This is a genomic window from Pseudomonas sp. AC463 (assembly GCF_979253585.1).
On sequence record NZ_CEEDDZ010000014.1, the window covers coordinates 18911 to 43149 of the forward strand.

Here is a 24239-nt window from a genome sequence, read left to right on the forward strand (position 1 = left end):
TGGCTTTTTAATGTGGGAGGGGGCTTGCTCCCGATGGCGGAGTGTCAGTTGATATAGCTGTAGCTGACCCACCGCTATCGGGAGCAAGCCCCCTCCCACATTTGACCGCGTTCACCTCATCAAAAGTCTTTGCAAAGGCGCAGGGCGTCATAGATGGCAGCGTGGGTATTACGCTGGGCCACGCAGTCACCGATGCGGAACAGCAAGTACCCGTCGCCCGGCTCGCTCAGGCACGGCTGCGGCTTGATCGCGAACAAGGCTTCGACGTCGATCTGGCCCTTGTTGCGCGAGCCTTCCTTGAGTGCGTAGTAGATGGCTTCATCCGGGCGCACGCCGTTCTCGACGACTACCTGGTCCACCACCCGCTCCTCTTTGGCGCCGGTGTATTCGTTCTCCAGCACCGCCACCAGCTTGTCGCCTTCGCGGTAGACCTTTTCCAGCATCATGTCGCCGGTCATGATCACTTCCTTGGGGTACATGCTGCGGTAGTAGGTCGGGAACGACGTACCGCCGATGGCCACGCCCGGCTTAATGTCGTCGGTGACGATCTCGACCTGGCAACCTTTGTCCGCAAGAAAATCCGCTACCGACATGCCGGTGAATTCGCAGATGGTGTCGTACACCAGCACGTTCTTGCCCGGCGCGACTTTGCCGTCGAGCACGTCCCAGCTGCTCACCACCAGGCCTTCAGCGGCGCCCCAGTGTTCGTTCTGTTCGATAAAAGGATGGCCGCCGACGGCCAGCACCACCACGTCGGGGCGCAGGTCGAGGATGGTCTCGGCATCGGCCGCCACGCCCAGGCGCAGGTCGACTTTCAGTCGCGCCAGTTCCAGCTGGAACCAGCGCGTGATACCGGCGATCTGGTCACGCTGCGGGGCTTTCGAGGCGGTAGTGATCTGCCCGCCGATAAACTCTTTCTTCTCGAACAGGGTCACGTCGTGGCCCCGTTCGGCCGCCACACGGGCGGCTTCCATCCCGGCCGGGCCGGCCCCCACCACCACGACTTTACGCTTGGCTCCGGTGGATTTTTCGATGATGTGCGGCACGCCCATGTATTCACGCGAGGTCGCGGCGTTCTGGATGCACAACACGTCCAGCCCTTGGTACTGGCGGTCGATGCAGTAGTTGGCGCCCACGCACTGCTTGATCTGGTCGATCTGGCCCATTTTGATCTTGGCGATCAGGTGCGGGTCGGCGATGTGCGCACGGGTCATGCCGACCATGTCCACGTAGCCGCCTTCCAGAATGCGCGTGGCCTGGTTCGGGTCCTTGATGTTTTGCGCATGCAGCACCGGGACCTTGACCACTTCCTTGATACCGGCCGCCAAGTGCAGGAACGGCTCCGGTGGATAACTCATGTTGGGGATAACGTTGGCGAGGGTGTTGTGGGTATCGCAGCCCGAGCCGACCACGCCGATGAAATCGAGCATGCCGGTGTCGTCGTAATACTTGGCGATCTGCTTCATGTCCTCGTGGGACAGGCCGTCCGGGTGGAACTCGTCGCCGCACAGGCGCATGCCCACGCAGAAGTCGTCACCGACCTCGGCGCGCACGGCCTTCAGCACTTCCAGGCCGAACTTCATGCGGCCTTCAAACGTGCCGCCCCATTCGTCGGTACGCTTGTTGACCCGTGGGCTCCAGAACTGGTCGATCATGTGCTGGTGCACGGCGGACAGTTCCACACCGTCCAGGCCACCGGCCTTGGCGCGTTTGGCGGCGCTGGCGTAGTTGCCGATCACGCGCCAGATCTCTTCCGGCTCGATGGTCTTGCAAGTAGCGCGGTGCACCGGCTCACGCACGCCGGACGGCGACATCAGGGTCGGCCAGTTGAAGCCGTCCCAGCGCGAGCGACGGCCCATGTGGGTAATCTGGATCATGATCTTGGCGCCATGCTTGTGCATGGCGTCGGCCAGGTTCTGGAAGTGCGGGATGATGCGGTCGGTCGACAAGTTGACCGAACTCCACCACTCCTGCGGGCTGTCGATGGCCACCACCGACGAGCCGCCGCAGATCGCCAGGCCGATACCGCCCTTGGCTTTCTCTTCGTAATACTTCACATAGCGGTCGGTGGTCATGCCGCCGTCGGTGGCATACACCTCGGCGTGGGCGGTACTGAGCACGCGGTTGCGGATGGTCAGTTTGCCGATCTGGATCGGCGCAAACATTGCTTCGAAAGCCATGGCACGGTTCCTCGACTTACAACGGCTTGACGGTGAACAGGCCGTCGTCGTGGCCCTCTTCGGAGCCTCCGTACACTTGTTCGGCTACAGTGCGAATTTTGCTGCCACGCGCTTCAAGGATCTGGTCCATGGCACCGGCAAACCAGCCGGTGAACATGTAGTCGACTTTGCGCCCGACCTTGCCGTACACGTAGACGAAGGCCGAGTGCTCGAGCTTGACGCTGGCGGTGCCTTTGTCGAGGTCGATGTCCTGGATCTTGAACAGGCCCCAGCCGCGTTGCGACAGGCGCTTCATGTAGTGTTCGAACACCGCAACGCCTTCCAGGCCGTGGCACTCGGCTTCTTTTTCACACCAGTGCCAGGCGGATTTGTAGCCGGCCTTGTAGAGGATCTCGGCGTAGGCGTCGGCCCCCAGGACTTCTTCGATCCCCATGTGGTTGTTGACGAAGAAATGGCGCGGCACGTACAGCATCGGCAGGGCGTCGGAAGTCCAGACACCGGTTTCGCTGTCGACTTCGATTGGCAATTGCGGGGCGATCTTGGCCATGGAAACTTAACTCCAGAAAAATTCGTTGTGGTATGCCCGGGGGTGTTTGGCTTATTCGCCCCAAACGTCCTTCAAGACGTTGACCCAGTTCTCGCCCATGATCTTGCGCACCACGCGCTCGCTGTGGCCGCGCTTGAGCAGGGTTTCGGTGAGGTTGGGGAACTCGCCCACGGTGCGGATGCCCAGCGGGTTGATGATCTTGCCGAAGCTGGTCAGGCGGCGGGCGTAGCCCTTGTCATGGGTCAGCATTTCGAAGAAATCCTGGCCATGGCCCTGGGTGAAGTCGGTGCCGATGCCGATGGCGTCTTCGCCGACGATGTTCATGGTGTATTCGATGGCTTCGGCGTAGTCGTCGATGGTCGAATCGATGCCCTTGGCCAGGAACGGCGCGAACATGGTCACGCCGACAAAGCCACCGTGGTCGGCGATGAACTTCAGTTCTTCATCGGACTTGTTGCGCGGGTGCTCTTTGAGGCCCGACGGCAGGCAGTGGGAGTAGCACACCGGCTTTTTCGATTCGAGGATGACTTCTTCGGAGGTCTTGGAGCCGACGTGGGACAAGTCGCACATGATGCCCACACGGTTCATCTCGCCGACGATCTCGCGGCCAAAGCCCGACAGGCCGCCGTCGCGCTCGTAACAACCGGTGCCGACCAGGTTCTGGGTGTTGTAGCACATCTGCACCACACCGACGCCGAGCTGCTTGAAGATCTCGACGTAGCCGAGCTGGTCTTCAAAGGCGTGGGCATTCTGGAAGCCGAAGATAATGCCGGTCTTGCCCTGCTCCTTGGCTTTGCGGATGTCGGCGGTGGTTTTCACCGGGATCACCAGGTCGCTGTTCTCACGAATCAGGGTCTGGCTGGCCACGATGTTGTTAATGGTGGCCTGGAAGCCTTCCCACACCGACACGGTGCAGTTGGCGGCAGTGAGGCCACCTTTGCGCATGTCCTCGAACAGGTCGCGGTTCCACTTGGCAATAATCAGCCCGTCGATAACGATGCTGTCGGCGTGCAATTCGGCTGGGCTCATCAGGCGTCCCCTTATTGGCGATTCATGCGCCGAATCGTCTGCCGGCGCTTTGGGGCCAGCATATGCCCAGGGGCTGAACCGACCGGGTGCAAAAACGACAGGGGAATTGCCGAAAGCGTCAATCCACGACAAAGGCTGTGTACACATGCCTGACTGGCGGCTGTTCTTTGTCTTACGCTTGAGCCAGAATTCCGCATCACCTGATATGAGACGGCGCAATGAAATCGATTTTCCTGGCTTTGGCACTCATCGCAACCGGCGTCCACGCGGCCGAAGACACCGACAGCACGCCGTGCGACGGCATCGAAAACGACAAGCAAACCCTGGAATGCGCCTCCTACAACAAAACCACCGCCGAGCAGTTGTTGAAAGATAACTATCAGGGCCTGCTCGAACGCATGGGTTCCACCTATGGCAGCGACAAGACCAAGCTGGCCGACATTACCGCTCGTCTGAAGGACGCCCAGCAGAAGTGGGAAAAACTGCGCGACGCCGATTGCGCCGTAGACACCTTCCCGGCGGTGAACGGCAGCAAGGCCTATGCGATTGCGCAGAATGATTGCCTGGCGCGCATGAGTGATGAGCGGTCGGAGTTTTTGGAGTCGATCGGGCAGGAATAAGCGACAATCCCCGCCACTGTTAACCTGAACCAAGGCCATTCATGACTATCTGCGGCATCGAAATCAAAGGCAGCGAAGCGATCATCGCCGTTGCCTCCCTGGACAACCAGGCGCTGGCCCACGTCGCCCTGGCCACCAAGAAAATCGCCCTCGACGATGACGATGAAGCCGCCAACGTCAAAGCCTTCGCCGCCCAGGTGCAGGCGTTTGTGCAGGCCAACGCCATCAGCCGCATCGCGATCAAGAAGCGCAGCAAGAAAGGCGAGTTTGCCGGTGGCCCGACCACGTTCAAGATTGAAGGGGTGTTTCAGCTGTTGGAAGGCGTTGAAGTGACCTTGCTGTCGCCGCAGACCATCAATGCGCAGAACAAGAAGCACAACTTCGAACTGCCGGCGACGCTGAACAAGTATCAGCATGAGGCTTACAAAGCCGCGTGTTCAGCCCTGCTGAAAAAATAAGCCTCACCGAAATCCACTGTGGGAGGGGGCAAGCCCCCTCCCACAGTGGATATTTGTTGCCCTTTAGCGCTTGTGCAGCAGCCAATCACCGAATGACTTGTCCTCAAGGGCATACCCACCCCGGCTCGACTTCCACACCAACTCCTTCTCCCGCAACGCATCGATGCAGGCCTGTATGGTCTGGGTGCCCGGCACCACGTCGCTGCCCATATCCTCCAGCGCCTTACTCACTGCAGTGAGCGTGCTGTCGGTGAACGGCGCGAAGGGCTCATTATGTTGCGAGCGCTCCACCATCACTTGCACCACTGCGCGCTGGGGAACGGTCAGGGCGTTCCAGGCGCTTTCAAACTCGGTCCATACGCCGGCACGCAGCAGTTCGGCGCGGCTGTGCAGCAGTTGTCCCAGGTTGCTGGCCTCACCCAGCTCCAGCGCCACTTCACCGATGATGGTACGCAGCATCTCTGGTCGACGGCCTACCAACTCAAAAGCCTCATCAATATCGGCCGCGTTGAATTGGTTGGTGTTGGCCAAGTGCGTGTTGAGATGCGCGGTGTACGCCTGAGTGAAGTCTTTGCCCAGCAGTGGAAACGGCGTGATGCTGGAGCCAAAAAACGGCTGGCTTTTACCCAACACCAAATGCGCCAGCTTGTCGCGATTTGAGCCGGTGAACACCAAGTGCAAGCCGCTACCGTCCTCGTCACGCCCCTGGTTGAGCTGGTCTCGCGCCGCCTTCAGCGCAAACATTGCGTTGATACCTGATTGGCTGGTTAATGCGTGCTGTGCTTCGTCAATCACCAGCACGACGGGTTTTTCCGCTGCGCTGTGAAGTAACTCCAAGGCCTGGGTCAAGGTCGCGCCAACCGGTAATTGCGGCTTGCTGAAGTCCCAGGACAGGGTCCGCAGAAAGCTCAGTTTCTCGATGCCGATGTTCTTGGCCAGCTTGCGAATGCCCTTTTCATAGGGCACCAGCGCGGCGGCAATGGCGCTGGCGATCAACTCCGCTGGGTCTTTCTCTTTGTCCGCCCACAGGTCGACATACACCGCAAGCCAGCCCCGCAGCTGACACTCCGGGATCAGGTCTTCACGCAAAAAAGTACTCTTGCCCGTGCGGCGCGGCGCCGCGAGAAACAGGCCAGAGGTGAAATCCTGAATACCGGCCCCCACCAGGCCGTCGGCAATGCTGCTTGCCAACGTGGGGCGGCGAAACACAAAGCCGCTGGGCTTGGACATGGTTTTATACTCAATTATGGAAAGAACTATAAATTATAGTCTCAAGTATAATTGACTATAATTCCCCGTCAAACCACCTCCCGTCGCCGATCCTCCCTTGGGCACTTGGCAAACCGCGCCCTGTAGCTGCGGGTGAAGTACGACGGCGACTCAAACCCGCAGGCAATGCTCACCTCCAGCACGCTCATGTCGCTCTGGCGCAATAGCTGCCGGGCTTTCTCCAGGCGCAGGCCGAGGTAGAAGTTGCTTGGGGTGTCGTTCAGGTGCAGGCGAAACAGCCGTTCCAGCTGGCGCCGCGTCACTTTGATGGCTTCGGCCAGGGCCAGGGTGCTCAAGGGCGGCTCGGTGTGCTGCTCCATCTCGCCGATCACTTGCACAAGTTTCTTGTTGTTGATGCCGTAGCGCGTGGCGATCTGCATGCGCTGGTGGTCTTTGCGTGGGCGGATGCGGCCGAGCACGAACTGCTCGGAAACCTGGATCGCCAGGTCGGGGCCGTGGGCCTGGGCGATCAGGTCGAGCATCAGGTCGATGGAGGCGGTGCCGCCGGCGCAGGTGATGCGGCGGCGGTCGATCTCGAACAGTTCCTGGGTCACCGTGAGCTGTGGATAAGATTCCTTGAACGCGTCGATGGCTTCCCAGTGCAGGGTCAGGCGGTGGCCGTCGAGCAGGCCGGCTTCGGCCAGCACGCAGGCGCCGGTGTCGATGGCGCCGAGGGTTACGCCGTCGTGGTCGAGGCGGCGTAGCCAGTGTTCCAGGGCCGGGGTGGCGAACTGCAGCGGTTCGAAGCCGGCCACCACCAATAGCGTCGCACCTTTTTTCAGCGGTTCCAGGGCGGCGTCGGCGTTCACCGACATGCCATTGCTCGCCAGCACCGCGCCGCCGTCGGCGCTCAATACATGCCAGCGGTACAACTCGCCACGAAAGCGGTTGGCCACCCGCAACGGTTCCAGCGCGGAGATAAAACCGATGGCCGAGAAACCCGGCATCAGCAAGAAATAGAAATCCTGGGACATGGTGGCGCTCTCGTCGCACGGACTGCGTGGCACTGTGATACTCCCGTTCAGGGGTGGATTCAAGGGGGCAGGTCGCTGCAGTGCAAGAGCGGGTCGCCGCCGTGCGTTTTGTCGTCCCCGAAGGTACGTAACGTGGCGTCACGGTGCACAAAGACGCCGGCCCCCACAATAACGACCTGCCGAGGGATCCACCATGAACCGACTGTTGCTCGCACTCAGCGCCAGCGCACTCTTGAGCACCAACGTGATGGCCGCCGACGCGGCGTCTTGCCAGAACGTGCGCATGGGCGTGGTGAACTGGACCGACGTGATCGCCACCAGCGCCATGACCCAAGTGTTGCTCGACGGCCTCGGCTACAAAACCAAGCAGACCAGCGCCTCCCAGCAAATCATCTTCGCCGGCATCCGCGACCAGCGCCTGGACCTGTTCCTCGGCTACTGGAACCCGCTGATGACCCAGACCATCACGCCGTTTGTCGACGCCAAGCAAGTCAAAGTCCTCGACAAGCCGAGCCTGGAAGACGCCCGCGCGACCCTCGCCGTGCCGACGTACCTGGCCGACAAGGGCCTGAAAACCTTCGCCGATATCGCCAAGTTCGACAAGGAACTGGGCGGCAAGATCTACGGCATCGAGCCGGGTTCGGGCGCCAACACGCAGATCAAGGCGATGATCGCCAAGAACCAGTTCGGCCTGGGTAAGTTCCAGTTGGTGGAGTCCAGCGAAGCCGGGATGCTCGCCGCCGTCGACCGCGCCGTGCGCCGCAAGGAAGCCGTGGTGTTCTTCGGCTGGGCGCCGCACCCGATGAACGTCAACGTGGCCATGACTTACCTCACTGGCAGCGACGACGCCCTGGGGCCGAACGAAGGCATGGCCACCGTGTGGAGCGTGACCTCGCCGACCTACGCCGAGCAGTGCCCCAACGTGCACAAGCTGCTGACCAACCTGACCTTCACCGCCGCCGACGAGAGCCGGATGATGCAGCCGCTGCTGGATCACAAGGACGCCCTGGAATCCGCCAAGCAGTGGCTCAAGGATCACCCCCAAGACCAGGCGCGCTGGCTCGACGGCGTGACCACCTTCGACGGCAAACCGGCTGCGGCCAACCTGCAACTGACCCGTAAATAACCCATTTTCAATCACCGTTTCGCGGTCGCTTTCGACCGCGAACGGCACCACCACGCCTGTAAGGAACCGCCTCATGAACCACGACGTCATCATCACCTGCGCACTCACCGGTGCTGGCGACACGACCAGCCGCAGCCCACACGTGCCGGTCACCCCCAAGCAAATCGCCGCCGCTGCGGTAGAAGCCGCCAAGGCCGGCGCCACGGTGGTGCACTGCCACGTGCGTGACCCGCAGACCGGCAAGTTCAGCCGCGACGTGGCGCTGTACCGCGAAGTGATGGAGCGCATCCGCGAGGCCGACATCGACATCATCGTCAACCTCACCGCCGGCATGGGCGGCGACCTGGAGATCGGCGGCGGCGAGCACCCGATGGAGTTCGGCCCCAACACCGACCTGGTCGGCCCGCTGACCCGCCTGGCGCATGTGGAAGCACTGCTGCCGGAAATCTGCACCCTGGACTGCGGCACGCTGAACTTCGGCGATGGCGACACCATTTACGTGTCCACCCCGGCGCAATTGCGGGCTGGCGCCAAACGCATCCAGGAGCTGGGCGTTAAGCCTGAGCTGGAAATTTTCGACACCGGCCACCTGTGGTTCGCCAAGCAGATGATCAAGGAAGGCCTGCTGGATAACCCGCTGTTCCAACTGTGCCTGGGCATCCCCTGGGGTGCGCCGGCCGACACCACCACCATGAAAGCCATGGTCGACAACCTGCCCGCCGACGCGGTGTGGGCCGGTTTTGGTATTGGCCGCATGCAAATGCCGATGGCGGCGCAGGCGGTTCTGCTCGGCGGGAATGTGCGGGTTGGGTTGGAAGACAACCTTTGGCTGGACAAGGGCGTGCTGGCTACCAATGGCCAGTTGGTGGAGCGCGCCAGCGAGATCCTCAGCCGGCTGGGTGCGCGGGTCATGACCCCCGCTGAAGGCCGAATCAAGATGGGCCTCACCAAACGCGGTTAAAAAATGTGGGAGGGGCTTGCCCCCTCCCACAGGGAATCACCGAACTCTTTAGGAATGCGCCAATGAGCTTTATCACTGATATCAAAACCTTCGCCGCCCTCGGCAGCGGTGTGATCGGCAGCGGCTGGGTCTCCCGCGCCTTGGCCCACGGCCTCGATGTAGTCGCCTGGGACCCGGCGCCGGGTGCCGAAGCAGCCTTGCGCAAACGTGTCGCCAATGCCTGGGGCGCCCTGGAAAAGCAAGGCCTGGCACTCGGTGCATCCCAGGACCGCCTGCGCTTTGTGCCAACCATTGAAGAGTGCGTGAAAGACGCCGACTTCATCCAGGAAAGCGCCCCGGAACGCCTGGAATTGAAGCTGGAATTGCACAGCAAAATCAGCGCCGCAGCCAAGCCGAATGCGTTGATCGGCTCCAGCACTTCGGGCCTGTTGCCGAGTGAGTTCTACGAGGGTTCCACCCACCCGGAACGCTGCGTGGTCGGCCACCCGTTCAACCCGGTTTACCTGTTGCCATTGGTGGAAGTGGTCGGCGGCAAGAACACTGCGCCAGAAGCGATTCAGGCGGCGATCAAAGTGTACGAAAGCCTCGGCATGCGCCCGCTGCATGTGCGCAAAGAAGTCCCCGGTTTCATCGCCGATCGTTTGCTCGAAGCGTTGTGGCGTGAGGCGCTGCACCTGGTGAATGACGGCGTGGCCACCACCGGCGAAATCGACGATGCCATCCGCTTTGGCGCCGGCTTGCGCTGGTCGTTCATGGGCACCTTCCTCACCTACACCCTGGCCGGCGGCGACGCCGGCATGCGCCACTTCATGGCGCAATTCGGCCCGGCGTTGCAACTGCCATGGACCTACCTGCCAGCCCCTGAGCTGACCGACAAATTGATCGACGACGTGGTGGATGGCACCAGCGATCAACTCGGCAACCACAGCATTTCGGCGCTGGAGCGCTATCGTGATGATTGCCTGTTGGCGGTACTGGAGGCGGTGAAGACCACCAAGGCCAAACACGGCATGACCTTCGCCGAATAACGGGAACCTGACCATGCCTGCATTGACCACTTACACCACCCAAGTCCACTCCGACTGGGTGGACTACAACGGCCATCTGCGCGACGCGTTCTACCTGCTGATTTTCAGCTACGCCACCGACGCGCTGATGGACACCCTGGGCCTGGACAGCCAGAACCGCGAAGCCAGCGGCCACTCGCTGTTCACCCTCGAGCTGCACCTTAATTACCTGCACGAAGTAAAACTCGGCGCCGAGGTTGAGGTGCATACGCAACTGATCGCCCACGACGCCAAGCGCCTGCATCTCTATCACAGCCTTCACTGGGTCGGTGACGAAAAGGAACTGGCCGGCAACGAGCAGATGCTGTTGCATGTCGACCTGGCTGGGCCGCATTCGGCGCCGTTTAGCGAGGCGACGCTGGCACGCCTTAGCGCCATCAGCACTGAGCAGGCCCATCTGCCACGCCCCGCCCTGCTCGGCCGAGTGATTGGCTTGCCCGCAAAAAAAGCCCCGATCCAGCCGTGACTGGATCGGGGCAGAGGTGCCTTGTGAGAGCGGTACATCCTGAGGGTGACCAAACCATCAAGCTGTGTGCCTGGGTTCAGTGTGCCGGTAAGTGCGCGCGGCACATGGCCCGAAAACGACATGCTCATAGCCATCCGAGCCATTCGTGCATTCTGCCCTTGCCGACCGCTTGGGCGGCTACCAGAATCCAGATCAGACCCCGCTCCCCTCACCAGGATAAACGTCATGATGCATGCGGATTTGATTGACCAGGATGACCTGCTGGGCCAACTGCGCTCACTGGGTTTTGAAGTGTCCAGCGGCGCCACCGCCGAGCAGGCGTGCGAGTGCGCGGTGCGCGGGTTGAGCGAGGCGCGGGCCAAGGCGCTCAAGGGCATGGTGGAGCAGATGTACACCGGCAGCGCGACGATTTTGCCGGCGGTGAGGCAGGCGATTGATAAGCAGCTGTTGCCGGCTTTGGTGCAGTTCAAGCAGAACTCTGGGGCCTGATAGATCGCTATCGGGGGCAAGCCCCCTCCCACAGGGGAATGCATTCCAAGTGTGGGAGGGGCTTGCCCCCGATTCAGTCAACTCGGTCTAAAGCCGAACACTGGCAAAAGTCGACTCATTGCGCGCCTGGCTCAACGCCGACATCGGCCCGGACAACGGCGACAACACCAGCGCCTGCGGAATCGGCATCATCGCCACTTGCTGGGTGGTGTTGGAGCCTACGCGCTCATCCCGTGGCGGAATGCCGAAGTACTCGCGGTAGCACTTGGAGAAGTGCGGCGTGGACACAAACCCGCACACCGAGGCCACCTCGATGATCGACATCGGCGTTTGCTTGAGCAACTGCCGGGCACGGATCAGGCGCAGCTTGAGGTAATAGCGCGACGGCGAGCAGTGCAGGTATTTCTGGAACAGCCGCTCCAGCTGGCGCCGCGACACGGCGACATAGACCGCCAGCTCGTCCAGATCGATAGGCTCTTCGAGGTTGGCTTCCATCAGCGCAACGATTTCCTGCAGCTTCGGCTGGTTGGTGCCGAGCATGTGCTTGAGCGGCACGCGCTGGTGATCCTGTTCGTTGCGAATGCGTTCGTACACAAACATCTCGGAGATGGCGGCCGACAGCTCGCGGCCGTGGTCGCGGCTGATCAGGTGCAGCATCATGTCCAGCGGCGCGGTGCCGCCGGAGCTGGTGAAGCGGTTGCGGTCGAGGGTGAACAGGCGAGTGCTCATGGCCACGCGCGGGAAAGCTTCCTGCATCGACGCCAGGCATTCCCAGTGCACGCTGCAATCAAAGCCATCAAGCAGACCGGCGCAGGCCAGCGCCCAACTGCCGGTGCACACCGCACCAAGGCGACGCGACTGGCGCGCCTGGCTTTGCAGCCACGACACATGTTCACGGGTGACGGTGCGCTGAATGCCCACGCCGCCACAGACGATCACGGTGTCCAGGGCCGGGGCTTTGTGCATGGAGGCATCGGGGGTGATTTGCAGACCGTCACTGGCCCAGACCTGGTTGCCGTCGACACTCAGGGTGGTCCAGCGATACAGCTCGCGGCCGGACAATTGGTTGGCCATGCGCAGCGGTTCCACGGCCGACGCCAGGGAAATCAGCGTGAAATTGTCCAGCAGCAAAAAGCCGATGGATTGAGGCGCACGGTTCTGGGGTTGGGCCCCGGAGTTGAACGACGTCATCGCGGTATCTCCTCACACAAAGCGGGTGATGGCCTCAGGCGAGGCTCTTGTTATTGCGGTCGGCCTCAGAAGGCGACGCTTTGAATTGATAGAGCAAATGCCATGCCTAAAATTGAATGGCCGTCCAATAACTCCTAAAAACGACCTGATGAGGCGTCTATATAAGCCCACGCGCGACGTACGGGATATGCCTGAAAATCGAGCCTGCTCAACGGCCGTGAGCAGTTCGGTAGCACTTGTGGGAAGGCGCTTTGCGGGCAGCGGGGGAGTCTGTCACCGCAAGCACGGGTGACGGGTGGTCAGGCGTGGAATCGTTCGCACGCTACTTATCTGTTTGCGACGCGCTAAAAGGTGGCGCTTTTGGTTGGGGTGTTCACTTTATGCGCAGTGTTGGCGGAACACCGCTATCGGGGGCAAGCCCCCTCCCACCTTTTGAATTGTGAATACCTTCAAGTGTGGGAGGGGGCTTGCCCCCAATTAGCCGCACCTCGGTCTCAGCACTCAACCGCACTCACCGCCAACCCACCCCGCGACGTCTCTTTGTACTTGTCATGCATATCCGCCCCGGTATCGCGCATGGTGCGGATCACCCGATCCAGCGAGATAAAGTGCTGGCCATCCCCACGCAACGCCATCTGCGCCGCGTTGATCGCTTTCACCGCCGCAATCGCATTGCGCTCGATGCACGGCACTTGCACCAGCCCGCCCACCGGGTCGCAGGTGAGGCCGAGGTTGTGCTCCAGGCCGATTTCGGCGGCGTTGCACAGTTGCTCCGGGGTGGCGCCGAGAATCTCCGCCAGCCCCGCCGCCGCCATCGCGCAGGCCGAGCCCACTTCGCCCTGGCAACCGACTTCGGCGCCGGAGATCGAGGCGTTCTTCTTGCACAGAATGCCCACCGCCGCCGCGCCGAGCATGTAATCGACCACGTTGGCTTCGGTGACTTCTTCACTGAATTTCATGAAGTAATGCAGCACCGCTGGGATGATCCCCGCCGCGCCGTTGGTGGGCGCGGTGACCATGCGCCCGCCGGCGGCGTTTTCTTCGTTGACCGCCAGGGCGAACAGGTTGACCCACTCCATGGCGCTCAACGTCGAGCCGATCACATTCGGCTTGCCCAACTCCTGCAGGCTGCGGTGCAACTTGGCCGCACGGCGCCGCACATTGAGGCCGCCGGGCAGGATGCCTTCGTGCTTGAGGCCCTGCTCCACGCAATCCTGCATGGCGCGCCAGAGCTTCATCAGGCCGCTGCGGATTTCTTCTTCGGAGCGCCAGACCTTTTCGTTGGCCATCATCAATTCGGCGACGCGCAGGTTATGGGTCTTGCACAGCTGCAACAGCTCTACCGCGCTGGAAAAATCGTAGGGCAGCACGGTGCGGTCCATGTCTGCCACGCCGCTTTGCGCCTGGGCTTCATCCACTACAAAACCGCCGCCGACCGAGTAGTAGGTGTCGCGGTGCAGCTCGCCGTCATCGCCGTACACCACCAGGGTCATGGCGTTGGGGTGGAATGGCAGGTTTTCATCCAGCAAGCGCATGTCGCGTGCCCACACAAACGGCACCGGCAAGCGCCCGTCCAGCAGCAGCGTGTCGGTCTCGCGCAGGGTGTGAATGCGCACGCCGATCTGCGACGGATCGATCGCGTCCGGCCACTCGCCCATCAGGCCCATGATGGTCGCCGTGTCGCTGCCGTGGCCGATGCCGGTGGCCGACAATGAGCCGTAGAGCTGAACTTCGACGCGCCTGACTTGTTCCAACAGTTCACGTTCACGCAAGCCTTGAACGAATAACGCCGCGGCGCGCATGGGGCCGACGGTGTGAGAACTAGAAGGCCCGATGCCGATCTTGAACAGGTCGAAAACGCTGATAGCCATTAACGTGTAACTCCTCGGTGAGCAGGCCGGACACCAAGGAGCTGCTACGCTCAGATCGCCCAGATGGCGGCATCATCAAGCTTTTGCTTGCCCTCACGGCGTCTCACACCGACGTACCCATGCTCACCAGCGTCGCCCCCGTGCGAACGGGCGTTTTGGCCGTTTTTTGCGGTGCAGACGGGCAAAAACTGCAGTTTTGCCGTTGGAAAAATCTGTAAGCGACGTCACCGACACTGGATACGACCATCCCTGTACTGGTTACGACGCCCCCTGTAGGCGTCAGATTTTCACTGGTACATGATCAGTCTCGACTCGTTTGCAAGGCACCGTGCCGTCGCTTAACCGCACACTCCAACCGCAACACTTATAAAGCGCGGCGAAAGCCGCCAGAAAAAACACAGGAGTCTACCCAGATGAAAGGTTCACCCTCGTTGTTGTTGGCCGCCATGCTGAGTCTGCCAGTGATGGCAAACGCTGCAGAACCGGAACAGTGCAAGACCGTCAACTTCTCCGATGTCGGCTGGACCGACATCACCGTCACCACCGCGACCACCAGCGAAGTCCTCAAGGGCCTGGGCTACAAGCCTCGCACCACGATGATTTCGGTACCGGTGACCTACAAGTCCCTGGCCGACGGCAAGAACATGGACATCTTCCTCGGCAACTGGATGCCGACCATGGAAAACGACATCAAGCAGTACCGTGATGCCGGCACCGTGGAAACCGTGCGCGCCAACCTGGAGAACGCCAAGTACACCCTGGCGGTCCCCGAGGCGCTGTATGACAAGGGCCTGAAAGACTTCGCCGACATCGCCAAATTCAAGGACGAGCTGGGCGGCAAGATCTACGGGATCGAGCCGGGCAACGACGGCAACCGCACCATCCAGACCCTCATCGACAAAGACGCCTTCGGCCTGAAAACCGCCGGCTTCAAAGTGGTCGAGTCCAGCGAAGCCGGGATGCTCTCGCAAGTGGAACGCGCCTCCAAGCGCGGCCAGGCCATTGTGTTCCTTGGCTGGGAACCACACCCGATGAACACCCGCTTCAAGATGAAGTACCTGACCGGGGGTGATGATTCGTTCGGCCCCAACTACGGCCAGGCCACCATCTACACCAACGTACGCAAGGGCTACACCCAGGAGTGCAGCAACGTCGGCCAGTTGCTGAAAAACCTGTCGTTCACCCTGAACATGGAAAGCACCCTGATGGGTAAAGTCCTGGATGACAAACAGAAGCCGGATGCCGCAGCCAAGGCCTGGCTGAAAGCCAACCCGCAAATCCTCGACACCTGGCTCGCCGGTGTCACCACCGTTGATGGCAAACCGGGTCTCGACGCCGTCAAGGCTTACCTCGCCAAGTAATCCCTGCTGACCCCGGGCTGGTGCGCTGGCCCGGGATGTTTTCCCCTTCGCATGTGGACATTCACTACCATGCTGACTGAACAGAAAATCCCACTAGGCCAGTACATCGCTGCCTTCGTCGAATGGTTGACCCAACACGGCGCCAACTACTTCGACGCAATCGCATCGACACTGGAAACGATGATTCACGGCGTGACGTTCGCGCTGACCTGGTTCAATCCGCTGGCATTGATCGGTCTGATTGCGCTGCTGGCTCACTTTATCCAACGCAAATGGGGCCTGACCGTATTCGTCATCGCCTCCTTCCTGCTGATCCTCAACCTGGGGTACTGGCAGGAAACCATGGAGACCCTGGCGCAGGTGCTGTTCGCCACCCTGGTCTGCGTGGTCATCGGTGTGCCGCTGGGCATTGTTGCCGCGCACAAACCGCTGTTCTACACCATGATGCGGCCGGTACTCGATCTGATGCAGACCGTACCGACCTTCGTCTACCTCATCCCTACCCTGACCCTCTTCGGGCTGGGTGTGGTACCCGGGCTGATTTCCACGGTGGTGTTCGCGATTGCCGCGCCGATCCGCCTGACCTACCTGGGTATCCGAGACGTACCGCAAGAGTTGCTCGACGCCGGCAAAGCCTTTGGATGCTCGCGTCGCCAGTTGCTCTCGCGCATTGAACTGCCCCACGCCATGCCGAGCATCGCTGCCGGCATTACCCAATGCATCATGCTGTCGTTGTCGATGGTGGTGATCGCGGCCCTGGTGGGCGCCGACGGCCTCGGCAAGCCGGTGGTCAACGCGCTGAACACCGCTGACATCGCCCTGGGCTTTGAAGCCGGCCTGGCGATCGTATTACTGGCCATCATGCTCGACCGCATCTGCAAACAACCCGACGCCAAAGTAGGGGGTGATGCATGAGCATTATCCGATTCGACAATGTCGATGTGATCTTCTCCAAAGACCCGCGCGAGGCCCTCAAGCTGCTCGACCAGGGCATGCATCGCAACGAAATCCTGAAAAAAACCGGGCAGATCGTCGGCGTGGAAAAAGCCAGCCTGGATGTTCAGAAAGGCGAAATCTGCGTGCTGATGGGGCTGTCCGGCTCCGGCAAGTCGAGCCTGTTGCGCTGCATCAACGGCCTCAACACCGTGAGCCGTGGCCAGCTGTTTGTAGAGCATGAAGGGCGCCAGATCGACATCGCTTCGTGCACCCCGGCCGAACTGAAAATGATGCGCACCAAACGCATCGCCATGGTGTTCCAGAAGTTCGCCCTGATGCCTTGGCTGACGGTGCGCGAAAACATCAGCTTCGGCCTCGAAATGCAGGGCCGTCCGGAGAAAGAACGGCGCAAGCTGGTGGACGAAAAACTCGAGCTGGTGGGCCTGACCCAGTGGCGCAACAAGAAGCCGGACGAACTCTCCGGCGGCATGCAGCAGCGCGTCGGCCTGGCCCGCGCGTTGGCGATGGACGCCGATATCTTGCTGATGGATGAACCCTTCTCCGCCCTCGACCCGCTGATCCGCCAGGGCTTGCAGGACGAGCTGCTGGAACTGCAACGCAAGCTGAGCAAGACCATCGTGTTCGTGAGCCACGACCTCGACGAAGCACTCAAATTGGGCAGCCGCATCGCGATCATGAAAGACGGCAAGATCATCCAGTACAGCGTGCCGGAAGAGATCGTGCTGAACCCGGCGGACGACTATGTGCGTACCTTCGTCGCCCACACCAACCCACTGAACGTATTGTGCGGCCGCAGCCTGATGCGCACGCTGGACAACTGCACACGGGTGAACGGTTCGGTCTGCCTGGATCCGGGTGGCGATTCGTGGCTGGACCTGGCCGAAGGCAACACCATCCAGGGCGCGCGCCAGAATGGCGTGGTGATGAACCTGCAGAACTGGGCACCGGGGCAAGCCGTGGAAGGTTTGGGCCGGGTACCGACGCTGGTGGACTCGAATATCGGCATGCGCGATGCGCTGCAGATTCGTTATCACACCGGGAACAAGTTGGTGTTGCATGACAACAACAAGGTGGTGGGGATTCTTGGCGACAGCGAGCTCTACCATGCTCTGCTAGGCAAAAACCTGGGTTAAGCCGACACCGCTAAGCAACTGAAGAAACTGGGTCAATGTGGGAGGGGGCTTGCCCCCTCCCACATTTAAAGCATTGCCAAGCTCAGCAAATCAGCTATAGACACGGCCAAGGAGCTGCCGATGGCTTTCAAACTGATCGAGCACGTCCCGGGTGATCTGTTCCTGGGCGAAGCCCATCAGGTCATATTCCTGAGGCCCGTTGTGCAGGTACACCTCGGCACGGTAGTAGCGGGTGCGTTCTTCTTCAGGCAAGTCATTCGGCGCCGCCGAGTAAGCGTCCAGGCTGACCTCGTAGACAAACGGGTTGCCCTCTTCCATCTCGATCCGCACACCGATGCAGCGCTTGGACTTGCCCAACAGCGTCTGCACTTGGAGCCCCTGGTCACGCAACGCACTCGCAGCTTCTTCCAGCGCCGGCGTGACGTGCTTGTCCATAAAGCGTTGCACGGTGCCCTGGCTCGGTTGCAGGTCCAGCGCGGTCAAGCGCTCGCTGAAACCACGCCGGCCACGCTCGGCCAATTGCGCCTGCTCCTGTTCGATCGCCACATCCTGGCGCATCGCCTTGTGCAAACCGAACATGAAGAAAATCAGCACCACCGAGAACGGCAGCCCCGCCAGCACCACCATGGTTTGCATGGCTTCGAAGTTGCCGGCGAACAGCAGGCCGATGGTCACCAGGGTGATTACCGCCGACCAGAAGATCCGCAGCCAGTGCGGCGCGTCTTCATCCACATTGCCGCCCTTGCAGGACAAATTCGCCATCATCACCGCGCCGGAATCCGCCGGGGTCAGGAACAGCACAAAGCCCACAAAGATCGACACACCGATGACGATTTTCGACGCCGGGTAATGCTCCAGCAACTGGTAGATGGCCATGGACGGCTGCTCAAGCGCCGTCTTGCCCAGCTCCACCGCGCCGTGGTTCAACACCAGGTCCAGGGCCGAGTTACCAAAGATCGACAACCACGCCAGGGTAAAGCCCAGCGGGATCAGCAACACGCCGGCCACCAGTTCACGCACCGTGCGACCACGGGAAATCCGCGCGATGAACATGCCCACGAATGGCGCCCAGGAAATCCACCAGGCCCAGTAGAACAGGGTCCACAGGCCCATCCAGCGCTCGGTTTTCTCACCGTCGCCCTCGTACACATACAGGTCGAAGGTTTTCAGCACGATGCCGTTGAGGTAGTCACCGGTGTTCTGCACCAGGCCGTTGAGCAGGTGCAGGGTCGGGCCAAACAGCAGCACAAAGATCAGCAGGCCGCTGAACAACACGATGTTGAGGTTGGACAGGCGGCGAATGCCGTTCTCCACGCCCGACACGGCGGCGATGGTCGCCACGGTGCTCATCACAATGATCACGATCAGCAGGTTGGTGTTGCTGTGCTGCATGCCGAACAGGTTTTCCAACCCGGACGACACTTGCATCGAGCCAATCCCCAGGTTGGTGACCAGGCCGAGCAGAGTCACGAACATGCCGAAACCATCGACCGCATGGCCGGCCGCGCCTTTCACCCAACGCTCACCCACCAGCGGGTACAGCGCCGAACGCAAGGCCAGCGGCTGGTTGTGACGGTACGCGAAGTACGCCACGGCCAGGCCGACCAGGGCATAAATCGCCCAGCCATGCAGGCCCCAGTGCAGGAACGTCAGTTGCAGCGCCTGGCGTGCCGCGCCATTGCTGGCGGCGGCACCTTCGGGCGGGTTGAAGTAGTGGTCCAGCGGCTCCGAGGCGCCGAAGTACAGCAGCGAAATGCCGATACCCGACGAGAACAGCATGCCGGCCCAGGCGCCGTAGCTGAAGTCCGGGGTGTCGTCCTTGCTGCCCAGTTTCAATTTGCCGTAGGACGAAAACGCCAGGCCGACCACGAACACGAGGTAGGCGGCGATGACCACCATGTAATACCAGCCGAAGCTTTTCGACAGCCACGCCTGGGCTATGCCGAGCATGCGCCCGGCCTCCTGCGGGGCGATGATCAGAATGGCAGTCAACAACAGAATCAGCGCGGTGGAGGTGTAGAACACCCAACCGTTGACCCGGACCTTTTCCGGCGGGGTCTTTATAAGAGAGGCAGAACTCATGGCGCAGATGCTCCGGGCAGTGCGAGAGAGAAACACAAGGCAACGGTTATCCCGGGACATCGATTTATCGGCAGTCGACGGACGGGTGTTATAAAGACACCCCGAAAATTCTTGAGCCGCGCCGAAGCGCTGGCCAGGCCCTGATACGGCCTGTTTCAAGGGTTTTTGCAGGTGTCAGAGGCCACTGCTCTCAGGTAGGAAAAACCTGTAGGCAGCGACCATTTGTCGCAGAGCTTATTCTTTGTTGATTGAACGTTCAATCAAAACAAAATAGACTGGCCCTCAAGCCGACGGACGTTTATCGCCCATCGGCAGGCCTAAGGAGAGGTGCAACATGCCCAAGGTCGGTATGCAACCCATACGCCGCCAGCAGTTGATCGAAGCCACACTGACGGCCATCGATCAGGTCGGAATGGGAGATGCCAGCATTGCGCTGATCGCCCGTTTGGCCGGCGTCTCGAACGGCATCATCAGTCACTACTTCAAGGACAAGAACGGCCTTATTGCAGCGACGATGCGCTACTTGATGAACGCGCTGATCGAGAACGTCCACGAACGCAGGCTTGCGCTCACGGACGACAGCCCACGGGCACACCTTCAGGTGATCATCGAGGGCAACTTCGATGCCAGCCAGGTCAACGGCCCGGCAATGAAAACCTGGTTGGCCTTCTGGGCCACCAGCATGCACCACCCGGCTTTGCACAGGTTGCAGCGGATCAACGATCAACGTCTGTATTCCAACCTGTGCTGCCAGTTCCGCCGAACGCTGCCGCTGCCGCACGCACGCAAAGCAGCCCGAGGCCTGGCGGCCCTGATCGACGGTTTGTGGTTGCGCGGTGCCCTGTCGGGAGACGCTTTCGACACGGAGCAGGCGCAGCGGATCGCTTACGAATACATGGATTTCCAATTGGCCAAGCAGGTGAGTTAGAGCACCTATAACCGCTCAACCCCTGAACGTCTGCCGCTCAGTGTTGCCACACCCTTATGGCCCACTTTGCGGCGGGTAACGCCAACCACTTATGCACTTGCGAGGACTTTATGGCCCGTTTCGACCTGCAAAAACTCTACATTGACGGCGGCTACAGCGACGCTGGCAGCGATGCCACCTTCGAAGCCATCAACCCGGCTAACGGTGAAGTTCTCGCCCAAGTGCAACGCGCTACCAAAGATGACGTTGAACGTGCCGTGGTCAGCGCCGAAAAAGGCCAGAAAATCTGGGCCGCCATGACCGCCATGGAGCGTTCGCGCATCCTGCGTCGTGCCGTCGACATCCTGCGCGAGCGCAACGACGAGCTGGCCGCCCTGGAAACCCTGGACACCGGCAAAGCCTTCTCCGAAACCAAGTACGTCGACATCGTTACCGGCGCCGACGTGCTGGAATACTACGCAGGCCTGGTGCCGGCGATTGAAGGCGAACAGATCCCGCTGCGCGATACCTCGTTCGTCTACACCCGCCGCGAGCCGCTGGGCGTGGTCGCGGGTATCGGCGCGTGGAACTACCCGATCCAGATCGCCCTGTGGAAATCCGCACCGGCCCTGGCTGCCGGCAACGCGATGATCTTCAAGCCCAGCGAAGTCACCTCGCTGACCACCCTGAAGCTGGCCGAGATCTACACCGAAGCCGGCGTACCGGCTGGCGTGTTCAACGTGCTGACCGGCAGCGGCCGTGAAGTCGGCACCTGGCTGACCGAGCACCCGCGCATCGAGAAAGTCTCGTTCACCGGCGGCACCGACACCGGCAAGAAAGTCATGGCCAGCGCTTCGAGCTCCTCGCTCAAGGAAGTCACCATGGAACTGGGCGGCAAGTCGCCGCTGATCGTGTTCGAAGACGCCGACCTCGACCGCGCCGCCGACATCGCGATGATGGCCAACTTCTACAGCTCGGGCCAGGTCTGCACCAACGGCACTCGCGTGTTTGTGCCCAAGCACCTGCAAGCGGCCTTCGAAGCCAAGATCGTTGAACGCGTTGCCCGCATCCGCGTCGGCAGCCCGCAGGACGACAACACCAACTTCGGCCCGCTGGTCAGCTTCGCCCACATGGAAAGCGTGCTCGGCTACATCGCCAAAGGTAAGGAAGAAGGCGCCCGCGTCCTGTGCGGCGGCGACCGCCTGACCGACGGCGAATTCGCCAAAGGCGCCTTCGTGGCCCCGACCGTGTTCACCGACTGCACCGACGAGATGACCATCGTCCGTGAAGAAATCTTCGGCCCGGTGATGAGCATCCTCACCTACGAGACCGAAGAAGAAGTGATCCGCCGCGCTAACGACACCGACTTCGGCCTGGCCGCTGGCCTGGTGACCAAAGACCTGAACCGCGCCCACCGCGTGATTCATCAGCTGGAAGCGGGCATCTGCTGGATCAACGCCTGGGGCGAGTCCGACGCCAAGATGCCGGTCGGTGGCTACAAGCAATCCGGTGTGGGCCGTGAGAACGGCATCAGCTCGCTGAATAACTTCACCCGCATCAAATCGGTACAGGTTGAGTTGGGCGATTACGCCTCGGTGTTCTAAATCCGAGCCTTGTGTTGCCTTTGAGGCCGCCATCGGGGGCAAGCCCCCTCCCACCTTTTGAATTGTGAATACCTTCAAATGTGGGAGGGAGCTTGCTCCCGATGAGGCCCGACCTGACCACACTTCAAAGAGGGTGCATCCAATGTCCCAAGAATACGATTACATCATTGTGGGTGCCGGCTCCGCCGGTAACACCCTGGCGACCCGTCTGACCGAAGACGAAGGCGTCACCGTCCTGCTGCTGGAAGCCGGCGGCCCCGACTACCGTCTCGATTTCCGTACCCAGATGCCCGCCGCCCTGGCCTTCCCGCTGCAAGGCCGCCGCTACAACTGGGCCTACGAAACCGACCCTGAGCCACACATGGACGGCCGCCGGATGGAATGCGGGCGCGGCAAGGGCCTGGGCGGTTCCTCGCTGATCAACGGCATGTGCTACATCCGTGGCAACGCCATGGACTACGACAACTGGTCAAAACTTCCAGGGCTTGAAAACTGGACGTACCTGGACTGCCTGCCCTACTTCAGAAAAGCTGAAACTCGGGACATCGGCGCCAACGACTGGCACGGCGGCGATGGCCCGGTCAGCGTGACCACGCCAAAAGCCGGCAACAACCCGCTGTTCCACGCGATGGTTGAAGCAGGCGTACAGGCCGGCTACCCGCGCACCGAAGATTTGAACGGCTACCAGCAGGAAGGCTTCGGCCCGATGGACCGCACCGTCACGCCAAACGGCCGTCGCGCCAGCACCGCGCGCGGTTACCTGGACACGGCTAAAAAGCGTTCGACCCTGACCATCGTCACCCACGCCCTCACCGACAAAGTGTTGTTCGAAGGCAAGCGGGCCGTTGGCGTGCGTTACCTGATCGGCGCCGCTGAAGAGCGCGTTGAAGCGCGTGCGCGTAAAGAAGTGCTGGTATGCAGCGGCGCCATTGCTTCGCCGCAACTGCTGCAACGTTCCGGTGTTGGCCCGGCCAAACTGCTGGAGAGCCTCGACATCCCGGTGGTCCACGACCTGCCTGGCGTCGGCGAAAACCTGCAGGACCACCTTGAGCTGTACCTGCAATATGCCTGCACCCAACCGGTGTCGCTGTACCCGTCGCTGCTTTGGTACAACCAGCCGGCCATCGGTGCCGAGTGGCTGTTCAACGGCACCGGCATCGGCGCCAGCAACCAGTTCGAGGCCGGCGGTTTTATCCGTTCGCGTCCGGAATTCGAATGGCCGAACATCCAGTATCACTTCCTGCCGGTGGCGATTAACTACAACGGCAGCAACGGTGTGAAAGAGCACGGTTTCCAGGCACACATGGGCTCCATGCGTTCGCCGAGCCGTGGCCGCATCCAGTTGAAGTCGAAGAACCCACGGGACTACCCGAGCATCCTCTTCAACTACATGGCCACCGAGCAGGACTGGCAGGAATTCCGCGACGGCATCCGCCTGACCCGTGAAATCATGCAGCAGCCCGCGCTGGACCAATACCGTGGCCGCGAAATCAGCCCAGGTGTTGAAGTGCAAACCGATGAGCAGCTGGACAAGTTCATCCGCGAGCACGCCGAGACCGCGTTCCACCCGTCCTGCTCATGCAAGATGGGCACCGACGAGATGGCCGTGGTCGATGGCGAAGGCCGCGTGCATGGCATGCAGGGCCTGCGCGTTGTGGATGCGTCGATCATGCCGATCATCACCACCGGCAACCTGAACGCACCGACGATCATGATCGCCGAGAAAATCGCCGACAAGATCCGTGGCCGCCAGCCGCTGCCGCGCAGCACTGCGGATTACTACGTGGCGGGCGATGCGCCGGTGCGGGGTACGCCGCTGCGTGAGATTGCGCAGTAACTGATAGACCGAGGCGCCCTCATCGGGGGCAAGCCCCCTCCCACACTTTGATTTGTGAATACATTCAAATGTGGGAGGGGGCTCGCCCCCGATGAGTCCCTACCAGACAC

The 24239-nt window shown here is 61.2% G+C and carries 21 protein-coding genes; 13 read left to right on the top strand and 8 right to left on the bottom strand.

Annotated features, from left to right (window positions below; all coding sequences use genetic code 11):
* Positions 1–119: 119 nt before the first annotated feature.
* The 3 genes from dgcA to AC0IYH_RS18255 are packed head-to-tail and all read right to left on the bottom strand — an operon-like array spanning position 120 to position 3756.
* Complete coding sequence (dgcA, locus tag AC0IYH_RS18245) at positions 120–2180, bottom strand: dimethylglycine demethylation protein DgcA (protein ID WP_116626750.1); 2061 nt, start codon at positions 2178–2180, stop codon at positions 120–122.
* Between the two features lie 16 nt (positions 2181–2196).
* Positions 2197–2727 carry a DUF5943 domain-containing protein gene (locus tag AC0IYH_RS18250; protein WP_005792152.1) on the bottom strand — a complete coding sequence of 177 codons (531 nt, stop codon included), beginning with the start codon at positions 2725–2727 and terminating at the stop codon, positions 2197–2199.
* 51 nt (positions 2728–2778) lie between these two features.
* Positions 2779–3756 (bottom strand): dipeptidase, encoded by a 978-nt coding sequence (locus tag AC0IYH_RS18255; RefSeq protein WP_015373138.1) that lies wholly within the window; start codon positions 3754–3756, stop codon positions 2779–2781.
* A 218-nt stretch (positions 3757–3974) separates the two neighbouring features.
* On the opposite strand from AC0IYH_RS18255, the gene AC0IYH_RS18260 reads away from it, so the two are divergent.
* Entirely contained in the window at positions 3975–4376 is a 402-nt protein-coding gene (locus AC0IYH_RS18260) for a lysozyme inhibitor LprI family protein (protein WP_122774648.1), read from the top strand.
* A 41-nt stretch (positions 4377–4417) separates the two neighbouring features.
* Positions 4418–4834 (top strand): DUF3010 family protein, encoded by a 417-nt coding sequence (locus tag AC0IYH_RS18265; RefSeq protein ID WP_122774647.1) that lies wholly within the window; start codon positions 4418–4420, stop codon positions 4832–4834.
* A 63-nt stretch (positions 4835–4897) separates the two neighbouring features.
* Here the strand turns inward: AC0IYH_RS18265 and AC0IYH_RS18270 are convergent, their stop codons facing one another.
* Both AC0IYH_RS18270 and AC0IYH_RS18275 read right to left on the bottom strand, forming a co-directional pair.
* Positions 4898–6064 carry an AAA family ATPase gene (locus AC0IYH_RS18270; protein WP_471835580.1) on the bottom strand — a complete coding sequence of 389 codons (1167 nt, stop codon included), beginning with the start codon at positions 6062–6064 and terminating at the stop codon, positions 4898–4900.
* A 68-nt stretch (positions 6065–6132) separates the two neighbouring features.
* A complete protein-coding gene (locus AC0IYH_RS18275) occupies positions 6133–7077 on the bottom strand; it encodes a GlxA family transcriptional regulator (RefSeq protein WP_101273334.1) in 945 nt (314 codons plus the stop codon).
* A 193-nt stretch (positions 7078–7270) separates the two neighbouring features.
* On the opposite strand from AC0IYH_RS18275, the gene AC0IYH_RS18280 reads away from it, so the two are divergent.
* From AC0IYH_RS18280 to AC0IYH_RS18300, 5 genes are all read left to right on the top strand, one after another.
* Positions 7271–8203, top strand: a complete 933-nt coding sequence (locus tag AC0IYH_RS18280) for a choline ABC transporter substrate-binding protein (RefSeq protein ID WP_116626756.1) — start codon at positions 7271–7273, stop codon at positions 8201–8203.
* Positions 8204–8276: 73 nt separating this feature from the next.
* A complete protein-coding gene (cdhC, locus tag AC0IYH_RS18285; protein ID WP_471835582.1) occupies positions 8277–9164 on the top strand; it encodes a 3-dehydrocarnitine:acetyl-CoA trimethylamine transferase CdhC in 888 nt (295 codons plus the stop codon).
* 62 nt (positions 9165–9226) lie between these two features.
* Complete coding sequence (locus AC0IYH_RS18290) at positions 9227–10192, top strand: L-carnitine dehydrogenase (protein WP_116626758.1); 966 nt, start codon at positions 9227–9229, stop codon at positions 10190–10192.
* A gap of 13 nt (positions 10193–10205) precedes the next feature.
* Entirely contained in the window at positions 10206–10697 is a 492-nt protein-coding gene (locus AC0IYH_RS18295; RefSeq protein ID WP_471835586.1) for a thioesterase family protein, read from the top strand.
* Between the two features lie 225 nt (positions 10698–10922).
* Positions 10923–11186, top strand: coding sequence for a hypothetical protein (locus AC0IYH_RS18300; protein WP_010207120.1), 264 nt, complete (start codon positions 10923–10925; stop codon positions 11184–11186).
* 87 nt (positions 11187–11273) lie between these two features.
* Here the strand turns inward: AC0IYH_RS18300 and gbdR are convergent, their stop codons facing one another.
* Together gbdR and AC0IYH_RS18310 are read right to left on the bottom strand one after the other, a co-directional pair.
* Positions 11274–12377 (bottom strand): choline metabolism transcriptional regulator GbdR, encoded by a 1104-nt coding sequence (gene gbdR, locus AC0IYH_RS18305; RefSeq protein WP_005792167.1) that lies wholly within the window; start codon positions 12375–12377, stop codon positions 11274–11276.
* A gap of 494 nt (positions 12378–12871) precedes the next feature.
* Positions 12872–14248 carry an L-serine ammonia-lyase gene (locus tag AC0IYH_RS18310; RefSeq protein ID WP_116626761.1) on the bottom strand — a complete coding sequence of 459 codons (1377 nt, stop codon included), beginning with the start codon at positions 14246–14248 and terminating at the stop codon, positions 12872–12874.
* A 413-nt stretch (positions 14249–14661) separates the two neighbouring features.
* Here AC0IYH_RS18310 and AC0IYH_RS18315 point away from each other — a divergent pair, with 413 nt between their 5' ends.
* The 3 genes from AC0IYH_RS18315 to choV all read left to right on the top strand — a co-directional run bounded on the left by AC0IYH_RS18315 (position 14662) and on the right by choV (position 17699).
* Positions 14662–15609 (top strand): choline ABC transporter substrate-binding protein, encoded by a 948-nt coding sequence (locus AC0IYH_RS18315; protein ID WP_116626762.1) that lies wholly within the window; start codon positions 14662–14664, stop codon positions 15607–15609.
* A 69-nt stretch (positions 15610–15678) separates the two neighbouring features.
* Entirely contained in the window at positions 15679–16524 is an 846-nt protein-coding gene (choW, locus tag AC0IYH_RS18320; RefSeq protein ID WP_017735985.1) for a choline ABC transporter permease subunit, read from the top strand.
* Positions 16521–17699, top strand: coding sequence for a choline ABC transporter ATP-binding protein (gene choV / locus AC0IYH_RS18325; protein WP_116626763.1), 1179 nt, complete (start codon positions 16521–16523; stop codon positions 17697–17699). The genes choW and choV overlap by 4 nt, the downstream gene beginning before the upstream one ends.
* 90 nt (positions 17700–17789) lie before the next feature.
* On the opposite strand, the gene AC0IYH_RS18330 is transcribed toward choV, so the two are convergent.
* Positions 17790–19724, bottom strand: a complete 1935-nt coding sequence (locus tag AC0IYH_RS18330) for a BCCT family transporter (protein WP_471835718.1) — start codon at positions 19722–19724, stop codon at positions 17790–17792.
* 391 nt (positions 19725–20115) lie between these two features.
* Between AC0IYH_RS18330 and betI the strand changes: the two genes are divergently transcribed.
* The 3 genes from betI to betA all read left to right on the top strand — a co-directional run bounded on the left by betI (position 20116) and on the right by betA (position 24129).
* A complete protein-coding gene (betI, locus tag AC0IYH_RS18335) occupies positions 20116–20709 on the top strand; it encodes a transcriptional regulator BetI (protein WP_116626765.1) in 594 nt (197 codons plus the stop codon).
* Positions 20710–20819: 110 nt separating this feature from the next.
* Positions 20820–22292 (top strand): betaine-aldehyde dehydrogenase, encoded by a 1473-nt coding sequence (gene betB / locus AC0IYH_RS18340; protein ID WP_101273344.1) that lies wholly within the window; start codon positions 20820–20822, stop codon positions 22290–22292.
* Positions 22293–22434: 142 nt separating this feature from the next.
* Entirely contained in the window at positions 22435–24129 is a 1695-nt protein-coding gene (gene betA / locus AC0IYH_RS18345) for a choline dehydrogenase (protein WP_471835592.1), read from the top strand.
* Positions 24130–24239 lie beyond the last annotated feature (110 nt).